Here is a 15,734-nt window from a genome sequence, read left to right as displayed (position 1 = left end):
GCGGGTCCGGCGATGCTTGCGCGGAAGCTGACGATACGTCAGAAGAGTGGTTGTGCCCAGAGACGTTGCCGTGGTGGGCAGGGGAGGATCGGATTGGCCGTGGCCGTCCGGGGTGGTGGGCCCGCGCCCGCACGCGCGAACGCCGTGCCGGTGTGTCGCTGCTCCGAGGGCTGCCCGGCGGGAAGTCGGCCGACCTCTGGGCCATGGCCGCCGGACCCGCCGCGAGCGTCGATGTCAGACCCCGCGCATAGGCTGCTGCGTAGATCGACCAAGGAGCGAGGCAGTGCGAATAGAACGTCACCAGGTGGGCGGCGCCGTCGTGTCGGCGGCGCGCGAGGACTTCACGAACCGCATCGGGGGTCAGGTGCGGTCCATGTCGAGGGCAGGCCGGATGACCACGTACGAATGGCAGATGATCGCCGACGAGTTCCTCGACTACCTCGGCGCGCTCTCCGTCGGGACATCCGGCCTCGCCACCCCCGAGGCCGAGGCCGCCCTCAAGGACGCCTCCGAAGCCGCGGCGGGTGCCGTCGCCTACGCCGCCTACCACCCGCACTGCAGCTTCCAGGTGTTCCTGGACTACGTGAACTTCGGCATGGGATACGACCCGGGCGACGATGCCCCCGAGGAGAGCGTCACGCCAGGGGAGTGGATCGACGCCCTGTGCCTGACGCTCCTCAGGGACAAGGCCAAGTGGCACGGCGAGGCCTTCCACTTCGCCCGGCAGAAGTTCGCCGACGGGGCGCGGGGGACGCCCGGCGGTGAGCTCGCCACCGGGCTGATGGCCGTGGTCCTGGACGACACCGGCGACGAGGAGGAGTACCCGCCGAGTGCGCGGGCCAGGCTCGCCGCCGTCGACGCGGCCCTGGACCGGGTCCGTACCCGCGCCCAGGAGACCGGGGAGCCCCTTCAGGAGCGGCCGGACGGCGTGGCACTGCGTACGCTGCGAGCCCTGGCCGCCGAGGACCGGGAGGGCTTCGACGCCGGGCTGGCCGACCTTCTCCTCGGGCTCCGGGCCCTGCGGGGTCCCTCCGCCCCCGCGAGGTCTCTCCTCCCTCTCGTCCCGATCGCTCTTGCCGCGCTCGCGTACCGGACGCTGGGCTGGGTCCCGGCCGTGCGCACCGATTACCTTCCGCACGCCCTGGTCACCGGCTTCGCGTCCCCCGGCCCGCGGGTCGCGGGATTCGGCCGGGACCGGCGGCCCGACGCGGTCGCCGCGCTCGCCGCCGGTCCGCTGGTGGTCGAGCGGCCCGCCCGCGAGCAGACGGTGGTGCCGGAGGCCGAGGCCTGGTACGAGAAGAACACCCGGGAAGCGCTCACCCCCGTCGACGGAAAGCCCCTCGAGGTCTGGCGGCTCGCCAGTGTCATGGGTGATCAGGAACGCCTCTTCCAGTGGCGTGCGGAGGATTCCGGCCGGGTGACCGATGCCCAGCTCACCCATCTGAAGCTGGCCTCCCGGATGGGGGCGGCCCTCTTCCGCATCGCCCTCGCGGAGCCGGGCACCGAGGCCGAGGTGACCATCGACGGCCGCACGCTGCACTATCCGGCGGAGCGCGGCGAAGAGGTCAGTGCCGGCAGCTGGCAGACGGCCACCGCCCTGGCCCTCATCACCGGCACGCGCGAGGACCTCGCCCCGCTGGTCCTCACCGGCCCAGCCGTCGCGGGCCCGGACGGCTCCGCCTTCGACGCGTACCGTGAAGCCCTCCACGCCTACCTCAAGGGCGCCGACCCCGAACCCGCCGCGCGGCGCGCGCTGGAGCAGGACGAGAAGTCGAAGGACTGGGGTTTCCCCATGCCGCCGGCCGTGCTGCTGTCCCAGCTGGTGGAGGGCGACGAGGAGAGCTTCAACCTGGCTCTGGCCGACGCGCTCGAAGCCCATCGTGCCTACTACGAGGTCGCCGATCGCGCCGGTGACCCGGACGCCTCCATCAATCTCGACATTCTCGGTCTGGCCTGCCATGCCCGCCGTCGCGGCTGGGCCATCCGCGTCGAATCGCCCTACCTGCCGCCGGAGCTGCTGCGGTCGGCCGAGCCCTTCTGACGGCTGCAGGCCGCCGTCAGGCGCATGTGAGGGGGCGCCGCGTCATGCGGTGTGCTCGGTGACGAAGCCGGCGATGGCGTCCTGCATCTGCGTCAGTCCGGGTTCTTCGAGGGGGTAGTGACCGGCGCCGTCGAGCACGACGGTGCCGACGGGGACTCCGGTGATGCGGGACAGGAAGGGGCGGCTGAGGTGGAGCGGGGTCCAGCGGTCCTCGGCGGGCTGGGTGAGCAGGACGGGGCAGGCGTCGAAGTCCTCCGGCTCGGCGGCCGGGGCGTAACTTCCGTAGCGGTCGATGAAGCGGACGCCGACCCAGTTCCCGGCGGAGGTGCGGTCCTTCAGCATCACCTCGAGGGCGGCCGGGTCGTTGGCGAGCGCCGACATCTTGGACGCCAGCGTCATGGGGTACTTCATGCGGGCCGCGGGGGTCCTGGCCAGCAGGTGGAAGAGAGGTATGCCCGCGCGTGAGGTCAGCCTGTCGTGGGCGGTCTCGTCGCGCACCCGCTGGTCGCGCTGGTCGAGAAAGGTCATGCCGACGATGCCCGCGAGAGTGGAGCGGGGCGCCTTGGCGGCGACGTGGTACGTGAGCATGCCGCCCGCGCTGAGGCCGTAGAGCACGATCGGGCGGTCGTCGCGGGACTGCTCGAAGGCGAGGAAGTCGACGACGAGGTCGACCCAGTCGTCGTAGGACGGGTTGGCACCGGCCCTGACCCGGGTGAGGCCGTAGCCGAGGTTGTCCAGGGCGACGGTCTCGAAGCCGCGCCGGGCGAGCGGGGCGCCCAGGATCAGGGACATCTGGCGGCCGTTGGTGCCCACCCCGTGGTGCAGGACGACCTTGGCCCTCGCCTCCGGGTTCCGGTAGCGGTCCAGATGGATGTGGTTGCCGCGCCAGTCCCAGTACTCCTCCTCGGGTGCGGTGGCGTCGGTCAGGCGCAGGTGCTCGGGCAGGAATTGCTGGAGGTCGCGCCAGGCCCGCTGGTCGCGGTAGTACGTGGGGGCGGTGCTGCTCATGGTGGTGCCTTTCGCTGACGGCCGGTGGTGATCAGGTCGGGGTGGAGGCGGGGCCGGCGAGCGCCCCGAGGGTGATCATCCGCGCGCCGGTACGCAGCTCCCGGCGTACGGCGTCGGCGTCGCGCAGGTCCTCCTCCAGGCCGCGGGTGAAGGTGAGGAGGACGGCGGCGGCCTGCTCGGCGGTCTCGGGGGCGACGCCGGAGAGGGCCGCGACCAGGAGTTCGGCCAGGTGGTCGGTGTAGCCGGTGACCAGATCGGGCGCCTGGGCGGTGGCCGCCGACAGCAGTTCCGCCGCGTGCGCGGGGCTGTCGTGCCACAGCCTGATGGCGACCTCCAGTTTCGCCGTGAGCACGGCGAGGACCTTCTCCTCGGGCGTGCCCGCGGCATCGGCCGCCGCCCGCGCCGCCGTCCGCGCGTCCTCCAGCCGGGACCGGACGACCGTGACGATCGCCTCCTCCTTGCTCCCGGCGTACTTGTAGACGGTCGGGCGCGACATCTGGGCCTCGTCGACGATGTCGGAGACGGTGGTGCGCCGGTATCCGTTGCGGCAGAAGCAGCGGTAGGCGGCGTCGAGCACGAGCTGGGAGGAGAGAACCTTGGCCATGGATACAAATTTAACACCGGGATGAAGAAGTGTAAATTCATGGCTCCCTGCCCTGCCCTGCCCCGCGCCGTCCGGTGCGGTCGATGCCGAAAGAGGGTTGTCGCGGGTCCTTCACGGCTTTGTCATGTTTACGTCCCGCCTCGTGGCTGGCCGAAAAGTGATGGCTACGGTGAGCTCGCCATGGCGTCTGCGGGCGCCGGAATTCTCGTATGCAACGAAACGGGGCACGGACATGGGCGGACGCGACGCGCGATCGGTCTCGCGGCGGCAGGCGCTTCGGCTGGGCGGCACCGGGCTGGGACTGGTGCTGCTGGGCGCCGGGGCCTGGGGATGCTCGCCGGACGATCCGGAAGCACCCGACGCCGGCTCGACGCCGGGCGGCAAGGGGGCGGACGAGTCCTTCGTCACGCCCCCGCCCGGCAGAGCGCCGAAGCCGCTGTGGCAGGCGGTCACCGGGAACGACTCACTGAGCAGCGCGAGCGCGCTCGCGGTCACCGGCGGCCTCGCTCTGGTGGCCGGTGACCCTCTTGTCGCGCACGACCTCGTGACCGGGCGGGAGAAGTGGTCCCGCAAGGGCGTCACCACACCTGGGGCCGGGCTGCTCCTCGGTGGCGGGACGCTGTACCTGGCCAGTGCGGAGTACGACGGCGACGTGGTGGGCCTCGATCCGCGGAGCGGCAAGGAGACCTGGCGGAGCAGGATCGGCAAGGAGTACGACCAGCCGCGTCCGATAGCCGCCGACGACCGGCATGTGTACGTCCTGGCCGGCATCCTCGAAAAGGACTTCTCGACGCCGAACAACGTGATCGCGGCGATCGACACCGCCTCGGGCAAGGTCGTCTGGCGCGAACGCCGCGACGCGGGCACCGAGGAGCACGGCATCACCGCCCAGGTGGCCGACGGGCGCCTCGTCTACACGGACTACCGCAGGAACGTGACCGTCCGCGACACCGTCACGGGCCGGCAGCTCTGGACGAAGAAGCTCAAGAATTCCAACTGGGAACAGTTCGCCGTGCACAAGGGCCTGGTGATCGTGGCCGAAGGGCGACGGCTGCGGGCGTTCGCGCTGGACGGCGGCGCGGAGCGCTGGACGCTCGACACCGGGGACTTCACCTCCTTCAACGGCCCGCGGGTGCTCGACGGAGTGCTGTACGTCTCCGACCGCCTGCACGGCATGTGGGCCGTGGAGCCGGAATCCGGCAAGGTCGTCTGGCGCAACCAGGACCTGCTGGAGAAGGCCGCCTACGCCTGGCAGTTCACCAAGGCCGGCGACACGGTGTACGCGGCGAGCGAGCTGGACGACAAGGGCGGCATCCACGCGTTCGACGCTGCGACGGGCAAGCTGCGCTGGACGTACAACGACGGGTCCGGCGACATCCAGCGCTGGTACGTCGTCGGCGGGGGCAAGCGGCTCGCGGTGCTGCACGCCGAACGCCTGTACGCCTTGCCGGCGGTCTGACCGCGGGCCGGGAAACCCCGGGGGCCCGCCCCCGAACGGTCGTCGTCCGGCCGGAAGCCGGGCCGTGCGGCGTCCGGCACGGGCGATCGCGAGACGGGGGGCGGCCCTCGTGCCGGATCCACGAGAACGGCTCGGGCAACGCGGCGGCCACGAGGGTCTCCTGCTCGGGCGGAACCGGGAGCCCGGGGGAAGTGCCGGACGCCGCACGGCAGACGCCAGTCCGAAGAGGGGGCCTGGGCAGTGCCTTCGAAAGCTCTTGCTCAGTGGATCTTGGTCGGATGAAACGGTGCCATGAACTGTCCGACGCCGATCGGGAGTTCGTCCGGCCGCTACTGTCCGTCGCTGCGGAGGTGGAAGCGCTTGGACGCCCGCGCCGTGCCCGACGGCGTCGCCGGGAAGTTCCACGCCGGGGCGGGGCGGCGGGATGTTCCTGAGCGGTGCGGTGCGGTGCGCAGGCAGCAGCCGCTCTCGCATCGCTCATGGTGTGGCCCGACACCGAGCGACGGCTGGTAGGGGAGCCCCCGGCGCCCCATGTCGCGCGATGGACGGCGGGGGATGCCCGCACGGCTCGCGTACCGAGTTCCACCGGGCCCGTGCAAGGTCAAGAGCCGTGCGACTCCCGCTCGTCGCAGTCACCAGGCGGTGTGCCCGTCGCCGTGGTGGCCGGTGCCGCCTGCACCGCCCTCGGACCAACCGCCGGAGTCCAGGCCGTGGCCAAGGCCATGGCCGCCGGTGGTGAAGTCGGCGTAGAGGTCGCTGAGCTCGCCGAGGAGCCGGCGGGTGAGGACGTCGGCTCCGGTGATCAGTGCCGTGGCGAGCTCCACGTCGGCGACCGGGGCCGCTCCGGCGGCTGCGGGGGCGAGACGGTGCGTTGCGGCGAGGGCGGCCATCCGGCGGCGGTCGGTGACGCCGCGCAGTCCAGGGTAGGCGGCACGGGCGAGGTCCGCCGTCTGGGCAAGCACGGCGAGGGCGAGGTCGCGGTCGGCGACGGACTGTGCGGAGCCCGGGTGGACCACACTGTCGAGGCGGGTCAGCAGAGCCCGGCGGCGCGGCATGTCCACGGAAAGAATGTCGTTGCGGGTACGGCCGCTGGAATCGCGCCACCGACGGACACGGACCGCCTTCTGGTCCTCCAGCCGGGAGAGATACTCGACGGTCAGGGAGCGCGGTGTCCGGCGCAGCCAGTCCTTGAGGCCGGGAGGGGGAGCGGCTGTGCCGAGACCTCGCAGGACATTGCTCAGGCGACGGTCTTCGACAGGCCGGGCGTCCAGCACCTCGATCCGCCGGCGCCCGACGGCGATCCGTCCGGCCAGGCACAGATCCGCCAACTCCGAGGCCCGCAAGGCGTACCGAAGCCGACTGTCGCCTCGTATGCGTATGTGCCGTCTGCCCGGGACCACCGCGAGCAGGAGTAGTCCGTCCCCCGTGGTCATGCCTGCCAGGGTAGGTGCGGCGCCCTGTGGAAGGGAGAGCTCCGCAGGACGCTCGGCCTGCGGCCGGTGCCGGAGTGGCGGCCTCCTGGCGGCCGAGCCCGGACGCACGGGCATTTCTGCCAGGAACCGGGCGTGCCTTCATGGCCTGTGGGCATGGCGGGATCATTCCCGGAGCCGAGTCGCCGTCTGCCGCGCATCGTCTGCCACCCTGCCCTGGCGGCGCTGCCGGAGCGCGCCGGCGGCTCCGCTGCGAGACCATTCCAGCGCCTTGCGATCACCCGCACCGGACGGAGCGTAGCCGCCCTCCGGACGACGGCAGATTGACGACAGGTTCTAGGCTTGTCGTTTAACCTCGTCTCCGTTGGGGGTGGGGATGGAGCAGGCGGTTTTCGAATCCGTCAGGTACTTCGCTGAGTGCCAGGACTGCGGTGCGGAGCTGGAGTGCTGGGGAGTTCAGGCCCTGGTGGACGGCCGGTTGCGATGGGATGTTGAATCAACCTGTTTCGCCTGTGGATTTGCGGTTGCCGTGTGCGGTGGCGACGTGCCGGCCGAACGGCGGGATCAGATGCTCGCCGAGCATGGATCCGCGAGGCTGCAGGTGAGCAGTCCGCCGACGAAGAGCGTCGCCATCATGCGCGTGCTGCGGGTAGAGCTCGGCATTGACCTGAAGAACGCCAAGGCTGTGCTGCACCGTGTGCTGAATGGTGATTACTCAGGAACGCTTCCCGAGATGGAGCACCTGGCCCGCACACTTCGGGAGGCCGGCATCGCTGCTGCCGCTACTCGCCCTTAAGACGTCTGACCTGGTAGCTCCGTGACGGTTCGCCTGGGTTTGGTGCCCTTCTTGTGGTGAGCAGGGCGGCTGTATGCCTGGCCGGTGGCGAGGACTCGGCCCACGTTGTGGCGGGTGGCGGGGCGGTGGTTCTTCGAGCCGAGCGGTCGGCCGGGTCCGGGGCGGGACGGTTTCGGTGCACCGGCTGGAGAGCCGGTCTTCGCGCGCAGGTTTCTGAACCCCCTGCGGACTCGGGCGGGCGTGAGTCTGTTCGGCGGGCTCGGCTTCTCCCAGGGCCGCCGGAGGTCGGTGGCCAGCGGGCGGGCCAGCCGGAGCTGGGCGTAGGCGGCGATCACCAGCCACGTCCACCGGTCGGCCGCATCCGAGCTGCGGAGCCGGGGCTTCGTCCATCCGAGGGTCTGCTTGAACAGCCGGAACGTGTGCTCCAGGTCGAAGCGGCGAAGGAAGGACTGCCAGCACCGGTCGACATCCGCTGTGGTGGCGCCGGTGCCCGACCACCACAGCCAGACCGGCTTGTTCACCCCGCCGCTGGGCAGTTTCTCGACGACCAGACGGACAACGGTGCCTTCGATGATGGGCAGCGGTCCGTCGTGATCGAGCCATGCCGCCCGGCGCGTCAGCCGCGGGTGCAGCCGGTCCCACGCCTGCGCGGTCGCTTTCCCGTGGAGACGGGTGTCCGTGACGGTCACGGCCTGCTCGGTGCCCCAGGTGGCAGGGTCGCCGAAGACGAACTCGCCTCCGTGCTTGGGTGGTCGGCCGCCTTTCGGGTCGTAGACGCGCGGCGGCGCCGGCCGCCTCATCACGCGGTCGGAACGGAGACGGCCGAGGACCTGCACCGGCAGACCGTCCAGCAGGTGAGCGATGCGGGGGCGTCGTATCCGGCGTCCAGCACCACCAGCACCTCCGGGTCGCCCGGCTGCCACTGCCCGGCAGCCACCATCCGCTCGATGACCTCGCGGACCTGGGCTGTGGTCACTGCTGCGACGTCCGCCCCAGGCTCCAGGCGGACCGCGTCCAGCACCGCGGTCCAGGAAGTGCGGCCGGTCTCCAGTGCGGCCACCACCGAGTACGGCCAGCCCGGCACCATTTGATGCTTGCCCTCGCCACGGCCGAACGTGTGGCAAAAGGCCCGGTCAGCACAGGTGTTGGCGTCCGGCCGCAGCCACGGCGAGACGTCCACGGCCAGCACCAGCCTGCCGTCCGCAGCCCGTGGCAGCGGCACCCCGGCCAGGGCCCGGCGAAGCCGGGCAACGTCGACCTGTCCCTGGTTGAGCCCGCCATACAGGGCTCCGTGACCACGACGGTGTTCCGGCGCGAGCGCCAGGTCGACCAGGGTCCGTACCGGCCCGTCCGTGCACAACAGCGCGTCGCACAACTCGAACAACGCGTCGCCCCGCACGGTCAGTCACGCGTATAACTCCGACCGGAAGCGTGACACTTCCACTAACGCGTCCAGTAGGACGCCCTGATGCACCAAACTCACGACCACGGCCTTCGCGCTGATCCTCTGCCTCTGTGACGGAGCAAAGGATCAGCCGAAGGCCGCTTTCACGTCCGGTGAACTGCGAAAGCGCTCACCAAGTTCGAGCCGCGTTCGATAGCGGACCATAAACGACAAGCTAGGGTGGAGTGGAGGCCAATGGAGCGGGGGGCCCGGGAGGCGTGATGGACCGGCAGCCGATTCTTCTGCCCTACGGCGATCCCGCCTTCGTCGCGGACCCCTTCCCCTTCTACCGGCAGCTGCGCGAGGACGGCCCCGTACGGCGTGCGGTCATCGCCGGGGGCCTGGACGCGTGGCTGGTCACCCGGTACGAGGACGGCCTTGCCGCGCTGTCCGACCCGCGGCTGAGCAGCGATGTCCGTGACGCCTCGGACCCCCGGCTCATGGAACAACTGCCCGTCACGGAGCGGGATTCCGTACTGCGCAACATGCTCCGTGCCGATCCGCCCGACCACACCCGGCTGCGCCGCCTGGTGTCGAAGGAGTTCACCGCGCACCGGGTGGCCGGGCTGGAGCCCCGTGTCCAGGAGATCGCCGACCGGCTGCTCGACAGGATCGTGCCGGACGGCCGGGCCGACCTCGTCGCGACCTACGCGCTGCCGCTCCCGGTCACCGTGATCGGCGAACTGCTCGGCGTCCCGGAGGGAGACCGCCACGCCTTCCGGCGGTGGACCGACGACCTGATGCCCCGGGGCGCCGAGCCGCCGGACCCCGCGCGCACCGACGCCGCGTGGCGGCACATGCGCGGATATCTGACCGGGCTCATCGGGGAGAAGCGAGTCCGGCCCGAGGACGACCTGCTCAGCGCCCTGGTGGCAGCCCGGGACACCGAAGGCATCCTGGACGAGGACGAGCTGACCGCGATGGCCCTTCTGCTGCTGGTGGCCGGATACATCACCACCGTGAATCTGATCGGCAGCGGGATCGCGGCGCTGCTCACCCACCCCGGCCAGATGCGGAGGCTGCGGGACGATCCGGCGCTGCTGCCGGGGGCGATCGAGGAGTTCCTGCGTTACGACGGGCCCGTCGACCCCGGCATCGCCCGGTTCGCGCGCGAGGACCTCACCATCGCCGGGGTCGCCGTGCCCCGCGGTGCGACGGTGCTCGTCGCCTCGGCCATGGCCGACCGCGACCCGCACCGGTTCCCCGACCCCGACCGCCTCGACATCACACGGCGGGACAACGCCCATCTCGCGTTCGGGCACGGAATCCACTACTGCCTCGGGGCACCGCTGGCCAGGCTGGAGGGGCGGGTAGCCATCGGCACCGTGCTGCGCCGGCTCCCCGGTCTCGCCCTCGCCGTGGCGCCCGGGGAGCTGCGCAGGCGGCCGGGTGGACTGCGCGGCCCCGAGGAGCTGCCCGTCACCTTCGCGGCCGGAGCCGCGGCCGGGGCGCGGGATCAGACGTAGAGCTTGTCCAGGAACGCGTCGAGGTTCGACCGGGTGCGTTCCACCTGCTCCTCCGTGGTCAGGGACTCCTTGAAGCGCCCGCCGGGTGCCGGGACCTTCTTGCCCCGGACGTACAGTGAGCAGTCCAGATCGGTGCAGATGTACAGGCCGACCGAATTGCCCTCGCGCCCCGCGGCGCCCGTCTTGCGGGCAGTCATCAGCGAGACGCCGCTGCCGGGGTGCGTGGTGAGGCACAGGGAGCACATGCTCCGGTGCAGGAAGCCGCGCTGATGGGAGGGGAAGCGGAGCGTCACGCCGATGAACTCGCCCGCGCGTTCGGTGACGATGTAGCTGCGTCCGGGGGCGGAGAGATCGCGCCAGCCCAGGAAGTCGAGATCGTCCCAGGGCAGTTCGTCGAGATCACGCGGCAACGGCAGTCGCTTGGCCTCCCCCTTGGAGCAGTTGATGAACGATGTGCGGATGTCCTGCTCGCTCACGGCTTTCATGACAGGGAAAGTAACCGTGCCTATGACTCCTAGGCAAATGATTAATTGACCAAGGTTTCCCTGGGGCGGGTCAGACGACCAGCCGCAGCGAGGCCGCCGAGATGCCGAGCCGTACGGTCTGGCCCCACGCCAGCTCCAGCGCGTCCGTCTCCATTCCGTCGCCGAAGACCACCATCCGGTCGGACTCGACGGTGAGCCGCAGCCCCTGCCCGTGCCCCAGCTCGCCCGCGACCAGTGAGGTGCCCGTCGCCGGGGAGGGCCAGGCCTCGCGGACGAACCAGAGCAGGCGGGGGTCGGTGGGTGCCGGGAGGCGCAGCTCGCTGCGGCGCTCCTGCCACAGTGAGCGCAGCCAGCCGGTGGCGCCGGTGCCGGTGCCGACCAGGACTCCGGAGGACGCCTGGGCCTCGGCGGTGGCGGAGGTGTCCGGGCCGATCCGGTAGCGGGCGGTCTGATGGCCGGGCGGGCCGAGGTAGATCTCGTTGAGTGCGAGCAGCCGCTGGGTGTCGTCGGCCACCGCCTCGACCATGGTGAGTTCCTCCACCGCGCCGCCCGGGGCCACGGCCGCCCGGAGCAGTGCGGCCGCGTCCCCGGGCCGGTGGCGGACCAGTACGCCCGGATTGCGCCCCGGGTCGGTGTCGATGCCCACGACGGGGCGGTCCGCCAGGTACTTGGCGGCGTTGGCCACCAGCCCGTCCTGCCCGACGACGACCACCACGTCCTCCGGCCCGAACAGGAACCGGTCCAGGTCCGCGCGCTCCACCTGCGACCGGCGCCACTGGAGCGGAACGGCCGCCGCCACATCGGCGAGCGCCTGCCGGGTCCGCCGGTGGCGCCGCGTCACCTCCTCGATGGACCGGCCCCGGCTGGAGAGGAAGAACGCGGCCTGACCGTGCGTGCCGTGCCGGGCCAGCAGCTCCTCGTACTCGGTGGTGCGGTGCACCAGCACGGCGCGCGGGGCGAGGCTCATACCCGGTGCTCCGGGCCGGTGGTGCCGAGCTTGCTGAGCAGTCCGGTGAGCACGTCGGGGGAGAGGGTGAGGCTGTCGATGCGAGGCAGGTTCTCGGCCAGCCGGGTCGCCGCCAGGGCGTGCAGGGTGGCGGCGTCCACCTCGCCGTGCACCCGTAGCCAGGCGGCCTGGGAATCGGCCCGCGCGGCGCCGACCTCGCGGGCTGCCTCGGCCTCGGCGCGGGCCAGCCGTACCGTGCGCGCCGCCTCCGCCTCGGCGCGTACGCCGTCGGCCGCCGCGTGTTCCTCGGCCTCCCGGCGGGTGTTGGTGCCGCGCTGTTCGACCAGCTGCTCCTCCCGGCGGGCCAGCTCGATCTGGCTGGCGAGCTCGTTCTCGGCGATGGCCCGTTCCCGCTCCACGGCCACGGCGCGGCGCTCGTACGTGGCCCGGTCGGCCTCCTGCTGGATCTGCTCGCGAGCAGGAGTGCGCAGGGCGCGCTCCACCTCGGCCTCGGGGCGGATCGCCACCACCCGGACCGCGACCACGTCGATGCCGGTGGCGGGCAGCCGGGGCTCGGTGGCGAGCCCCGCGGTCACCCGCTCGCGCACCGCGGCGACCCCGTCGACCAGTGCCGCGGCCAGTGCTGTCCTGGCCAGTACGTCCAGGGTGTGCTGCTGGGCGGTCTCGGTCAGCAGGGTGGCGATCTGTTCCAGCGGTGCACCGCGCCAGGCCCCGGTGTCCGGGTCGATCGAGAAGTCCAGCCGGGCGGCGGCCTCGGCCGGGGCGCTGATCCGGTAGGTCACGGTGGCCTGAACGGTGACGTCCTGGAAGTCGGAGGTGCGGGCGTGGAAGGCCATCGCCAGCTCCCGGTCGTTCACCGGCACCTCCGACAGTGCCGCGCTCAGCGAGCGGTACCAGAAGCTCAGCCCCGGTCCGTCGTGCGCGAGCCGGCCGCGCCGGTGGTGGCGGATGTGGGCGGTGGGCGCGGAGCGCAGATGGCGCCAGCCCAGGCGCCGGGTGATGTCGGCCATGACGGCCCCCCTTTTTCTCGTCACAGCGACGATAAATCGGACTGCCATTTATCGTCAAGGGGACGAGAAATGGGAGTTCCGTACGGAGGGCGCGTTACGGAGGAGTCGGCACGGAAAAGGAGAGGGCGGCCGGTGCCCCCCCGAGGAGTCACCGGCCGCCCGGTGGTGCGCCGCCCCCGTCCCCACGGTGCGGCGCGAGCGGGTCGTCGTCATCCGCTCGAACGACGGCCCACGTCTGTCGGGACTGCGGAACAGCCCTTACGGCCCGGACGCGCCGAGCCCGAGCGAGGGGAGGATCACGGTGTCCACGAAGCGGGTGAGATATGCCGCGTCCGCTTCCTTGCCCTCCAGCAGCGGCCGGGCCCGCATCACGCCCATGAGCTGTGCGGCGACGAACTCCGCCGCCGGGGTGTCCGCCGGGATCTCGCCCCGCTCGGCGCCGCGCCGGACCATGGCGTTGATCGTCGCCACGGCGGGCGCGATCAGCGCGTCCCGCAGGGCGCACAGCAGGTCGGGGCTGTGCAGCGCGGCGTGGCTGAGTGCGTGCATCAGCGGGGTGTCGCGCCGCGAACCCGCGCCGATGGCCCGCGCGGCCTCGCGCAGATCGCCCGCGAGCGTGCCGGTGTCGATGTGCGGCAGCAGTGCCTGCTGCGTGCCGTGCAGCGCGGCCACCACCAGTTCGGGCTTGGAGCCCCACTGCCGGTAGAGCGTGGACTTGCCGCAGCGGGTCCGGGCGGCGACCCCCTCCATGGTGAGCGCCTCGTAACCGGACTCGCGCAGTATGTCGAGGACCGCCGCGTAGAACTCCTGGGCCCGCTCCGGGGTGATCTTCGATCGGCGCGGTGCGTGGGTCGGTTCCGGTGCGACGTCCTGCGGCGGCATGACTCTTCCCTCTCGGCGAAGCTGCGGCGAGGTTCTTCGATACGCCAGTGTACCGATACGCGCGTGTACCGATACGCAAACGTATCGGTACACTGGCGTATCGATATGGCGTGGTCCAGACCATGCCGCCGTAACACCGCTTCGTCAGCAAAGGGGCACCGGGTGATCGACGCCGGTAGCGAACCAGCAGATCGGGAGCCGGACAGTTCTGCCCGACCGCCCCTCGTCCGCGAGCTGCTTCTGGTCGTGGGACTCTTCGTGATCTACAAACTCGGCCGGCAGGCCGCGAACGGCCATGTGGAGGAGGCGTTCCGCAACGCCGGAAAAGTCTGGGACTTCGAGCGCGCCGTGCATCTGCCCGGCGAGGGCGTGGTGCAGAGTCTGCTGCTGCGCGACGAGACGCTGATCCATCTCGCGAACACCTACTACGCGACCGTGCACTTCCCGGCCACGCTGCTCTTCCTGGCCTGGCTGTACTGGCGCCGCCCGCGCCACTACGTGTGGTCGCGCCGCGTCCTCGCCGCCCTGACCGGTGCCGCGCTCGCCCTGCACCTGCTCTTCCCGCTCGCCCCGCCGCGCATGCTGGCCGCCACCGGACTCGTCGACACCGGCCAGGTGTACGGTCCGACGGTGTACGGGGACACCCCGGCGACCGACTCGATGGCGAACCAGTTCGCCGCGATGCCCTCGCTGCACTTCGGCTGGTCGGTCATGGTCGCCGTCGGGCTGATCGTGGCCACCCGGACGCGGTGGCGCTGGCTGTGGCTGCTGCACCCGCTGTTCACCCTGCTGGTGATAGTGGGCACCGCCAACCACTACTGGCTCGACTCGATCGTGGTCTCCGCGCTGCTCGCGGTGGCCCTTGCGGCGCTGCGGCTGCCGCGCGCGGAGCCGGTACGGGCCCCGCTTCCCTGGCCGTCCGCGGTGGGCGGCCGCACCGGTGCGCAGCCCGCGTCCGGGTACGCCCGGGCCGGAGCCGGGCGATGAACGCCACGGTGATCGCCGTCGCCCTGTCGCTGGTCTCCGCCGCCGCGTACGCCTCGGCCGCGGTGGCGCAGGCCCGGCTCGCCGGGCGCACCGAACCGGGCACCGGGGTGCTGCGGCTGCTCGGGCGCGGCGCCTGGTGGTCGGCGGTGGCGCTGAACGCGGGCGGGGCGCTGCTGCACGTCGCGGCGCTCAAGTACGGTCCGCTCACCCTCGTACAGCCGCTCGGTGCGCTCACCCTGGTCGCCGCGGTGCCGCTCGGCGCGCGGGCCGCCGGACGCCGGGTCGACCGGATCGAATGGCGCGGCACGGTCCTCACTCTGCTCGGGCTGGGCGCCCTCCTGCTGACCGCGGGCGGCAGCGCCCCGCACGAAGTCCTCAGCCTGCCCGAGGCGCTGGCCGTCGGCGCGGGCACCATGGCCGTCGTCGCGGGGCTGAGCCGCCCGGGAGCCCGCCCCGGACTGCGACACGCCGCCGCCTCGGGGATCACCTCCGGGGTGGCCTCCGCGCTGACCCAGACCCTGACCGTCTCGGTCACCGACCGCACCGGCCCGCTGTTCAGCTGGGAACTGCTCGTCGTCGCGCTGCTGGTCTCCGCGTTCGCGATGGGCGGGCTGCTGCTCTCCCAGACCGCCTACCGGGGCGGCCTGGGCGCACCGCTCGCGGTCGTCACGCTCGCCAACCCGGTGGCGGCCGCCGCGATCGGCCTGGCGCTGCTCGGTGAGCGCCTCCAGGGCGGGGCCGTGAGTCTGGCCCTCGCCCTGCTCGGGACGGCGGCCGCGGTGCGCGGCGTCGTCCTGCTCAGCCGCGCCCAGGCACGGAACACGCCCCTCGGTACCGCCGAGGACGCCCCGGCCACCGGATCGCCGTCGTGGGCGGTGGCAGGCAGCACGGGCCCGGAACGGGAGCGGGAGCCGGCCGGCGGAGGCAGGCGGCCGGGCGACGGCGATCACGGTGACGTTCATCGCCCGGCTCGGCTCGGAAGTCCCGCCGGGCCGGGGCGGGGTGTCCGGCGTTCCGTCCGAAGCACGTCCTGAGCGCCGCCCCGTAATCCCCGGTGGATGAGCGCACGGCCTCGGATGCGGTGTGTCGCGAGGCGGAGGGACACCCGAATGCCGGGCTTGTCCTGACGTTTCGAAGCGCGGCCAGGTGTCGTGG

At 71.9% G+C, this 15,734-nt stretch carries 13 protein-coding genes and 1 pseudogene; 6 read left to right on the top strand and 8 right to left on the bottom strand.

What is annotated here, in order from left to right; genetic code table 11:
• Positions 1-304 precede the first annotated feature (304 nt).
• The gene (locus ACFCV8_RS02245; protein ID WP_376683366.1) at positions 305-2,041 is read left to right on the top strand and encodes an Imm49 family immunity protein; all 1,737 of its coding nucleotides are present in this window, start codon (positions 305-307) and stop codon (positions 2,039-2,041) included.
• A gap of 42 nt (positions 2,042-2,083) precedes the next feature.
• Here ACFCV8_RS02245 and ACFCV8_RS02240 read toward each other — a convergent pair whose 3' ends face one another.
• Entirely contained in the window at positions 2,084-3,049 is a 966-nt protein-coding gene (locus ACFCV8_RS02240; protein WP_376683337.1) for an alpha/beta hydrolase, read from the bottom strand.
• A 31-nt stretch (positions 3,050-3,080) separates the two neighbouring features.
• Positions 3,081-3,653 (bottom strand): TetR/AcrR family transcriptional regulator, encoded by a 573-nt coding sequence (locus ACFCV8_RS02235; protein WP_376683336.1) that lies wholly within the window; start codon positions 3,651-3,653, stop codon positions 3,081-3,083.
• Between the two features lie 232 nt (positions 3,654-3,885).
• Here ACFCV8_RS02235 and ACFCV8_RS02230 point away from each other — a divergent pair, with 232 nt between their 5' ends.
• Positions 3,886-5,112 carry a PQQ-binding-like beta-propeller repeat protein gene (locus tag ACFCV8_RS02230; protein ID WP_376683335.1) on the top strand — a complete coding sequence of 409 codons (1,227 nt, stop codon included), beginning with the start codon at positions 3,886-3,888 and terminating at the stop codon, positions 5,110-5,112.
• Between the two features lie 632 nt (positions 5,113-5,744).
• Here ACFCV8_RS02230 and ACFCV8_RS02225 read toward each other — a convergent pair.
• A complete protein-coding gene (locus ACFCV8_RS02225) occupies positions 5,745-6,545 on the bottom strand; it encodes a GPP34 family phosphoprotein (RefSeq protein WP_376683334.1) in 801 nt (266 codons plus the stop codon).
• Positions 6,546-6,918: 373 nt separating this feature from the next.
• Between ACFCV8_RS02225 and ACFCV8_RS02220 the strand changes: the two genes are divergently transcribed.
• On the top strand, positions 6,919-7,338 hold the full coding sequence (locus ACFCV8_RS02220) for a hypothetical protein (RefSeq protein ID WP_376683333.1): 420 nt from the start codon (positions 6,919-6,921) through the stop codon (positions 7,336-7,338).
• On the opposite strand, the pseudogene ACFCV8_RS02215 reads toward ACFCV8_RS02220, so the two are convergent.
• Positions 7,335-8,743, bottom strand: a pseudogene (locus tag ACFCV8_RS02215) (NF041680 family putative transposase). The gene ACFCV8_RS02220 and the pseudogene ACFCV8_RS02215 sit on opposite strands and share 4 nt — an antisense overlap.
• A 260-nt stretch (positions 8,744-9,003) precedes the next feature.
• On the opposite strand from ACFCV8_RS02215, the gene ACFCV8_RS02210 reads away from it, so the two are divergent.
• Positions 9,004-10,248 carry a cytochrome P450 gene (locus ACFCV8_RS02210; RefSeq protein WP_376683332.1) on the top strand — a complete coding sequence of 415 codons (1,245 nt, stop codon included), beginning with the start codon at positions 9,004-9,006 and terminating at the stop codon, positions 10,246-10,248.
• Here the strand turns inward: ACFCV8_RS02210 and ACFCV8_RS02205 are convergent.
• The 4 genes from ACFCV8_RS02205 to ACFCV8_RS02190 all read right to left on the bottom strand — a co-directional run bounded on the left by ACFCV8_RS02205 (position 10,239) and on the right by ACFCV8_RS02190 (position 13,592).
• Positions 10,239-10,733, bottom strand: coding sequence for an FBP domain-containing protein (locus tag ACFCV8_RS02205; protein WP_376683331.1), 495 nt, complete (start codon positions 10,731-10,733; stop codon positions 10,239-10,241). The two genes, ACFCV8_RS02210 and ACFCV8_RS02205, sit on opposite strands and share 10 nt — an antisense overlap.
• A 70-nt stretch (positions 10,734-10,803) precedes the next feature.
• The gene (locus ACFCV8_RS02200; RefSeq protein WP_376683330.1) at positions 10,804-11,700 is read right to left on the bottom strand and encodes a hypothetical protein; all 897 of its coding nucleotides are present in this window, start codon (positions 11,698-11,700) and stop codon (positions 10,804-10,806) included.
• Complete coding sequence (locus tag ACFCV8_RS02195; protein WP_376683329.1) at positions 11,697-12,710, bottom strand: SPFH domain-containing protein; 1,014 nt, start codon at positions 12,708-12,710, stop codon at positions 11,697-11,699. Before ACFCV8_RS02195 ends, ACFCV8_RS02200 begins: the two co-directional genes overlap by 4 nt.
• A 258-nt stretch (positions 12,711-12,968) precedes the next feature.
• Complete coding sequence (locus ACFCV8_RS02190; RefSeq protein ID WP_376683328.1) at positions 12,969-13,592, bottom strand: TetR/AcrR family transcriptional regulator; 624 nt, start codon at positions 13,590-13,592, stop codon at positions 12,969-12,971.
• A 162-nt stretch (positions 13,593-13,754) separates the two neighbouring features.
• Here ACFCV8_RS02190 and ACFCV8_RS02185 point away from each other — a divergent pair, with 162 nt between their 5' ends.
• Positions 13,755-14,579, top strand: a complete 825-nt coding sequence (locus ACFCV8_RS02185; RefSeq protein ID WP_376683327.1) for a phosphatase PAP2 family protein — start codon at positions 13,755-13,757, stop codon at positions 14,577-14,579.
• Complete coding sequence (locus tag ACFCV8_RS02180; RefSeq protein ID WP_376683326.1) at positions 14,576-15,613, top strand: hypothetical protein; 1,038 nt, start codon at positions 14,576-14,578, stop codon at positions 15,611-15,613. Before ACFCV8_RS02185 ends, ACFCV8_RS02180 begins: the two co-directional genes overlap by 4 nt.
• Positions 15,614-15,734: the final 121 nt, after the last annotated feature.

The organism is Streptomyces sp. NPDC056347 (genome assembly GCF_042262625.1).
Taxonomy (GTDB): Bacteria; Actinomycetota; Actinomycetes; order Streptomycetales; family Streptomycetaceae; genus Streptomyces.
The sequence above is the reverse complement of the archived record's forward strand: the minus strand, read 5'-3'. Positions and strand labels throughout refer to the sequence as shown.

Excerpts from the sequence above, each read along its gene's own strand:
- ACFCV8_RS02240 (WP_376683337.1), bottom strand. The coding sequence starts at position 3,049 with ATGAGCAGCACCGCCCCCACGTACTACCGCGACCAGCGGGCCTGGCGC.
- ACFCV8_RS02235 (WP_376683336.1), bottom strand. The coding sequence starts at position 3,653 with ATGGCCAAGGTTCTCTCCTCCCAGCTCGTGCTCGACGCCGCCTACCGC.
- ACFCV8_RS02230 (WP_376683335.1), top strand. The coding sequence starts at position 3,886 with ATGGGCGGACGCGACGCGCGATCGGTCTCGCGGCGGCAGGCGCTTCGG.
- ACFCV8_RS02225 (WP_376683334.1), bottom strand. The coding sequence starts at position 6,545 with ATGACCACGGGGGACGGACTACTCCTGCTCGCGGTGGTCCCGGGCAGA.
- ACFCV8_RS02220 (WP_376683333.1), top strand. The coding sequence starts at position 6,919 with ATGGAGCAGGCGGTTTTCGAATCCGTCAGGTACTTCGCTGAGTGCCAG.
- ACFCV8_RS02210 (WP_376683332.1), top strand. The coding sequence starts at position 9,004 with ATGGACCGGCAGCCGATTCTTCTGCCCTACGGCGATCCCGCCTTCGTC.
- ACFCV8_RS02205 (WP_376683331.1), bottom strand. The coding sequence starts at position 10,733 with ATGAAAGCCGTGAGCGAGCAGGACATCCGCACATCGTTCATCAACTGC.
- ACFCV8_RS02200 (WP_376683330.1), bottom strand. The coding sequence starts at position 11,700 with ATGAGCCTCGCCCCGCGCGCCGTGCTGGTGCACCGCACCACCGAGTAC.
- ACFCV8_RS02195 (WP_376683329.1), bottom strand. The coding sequence starts at position 12,710 with ATGGCCGACATCACCCGGCGCCTGGGCTGGCGCCATCTGCGCTCCGCG.
- ACFCV8_RS02190 (WP_376683328.1), bottom strand. The coding sequence starts at position 13,592 with ATGCCGCCGCAGGACGTCGCACCGGAACCGACCCACGCACCGCGCCGA.
- ACFCV8_RS02180 (WP_376683326.1), top strand. The coding sequence starts at position 14,576 with ATGAACGCCACGGTGATCGCCGTCGCCCTGTCGCTGGTCTCCGCCGCC.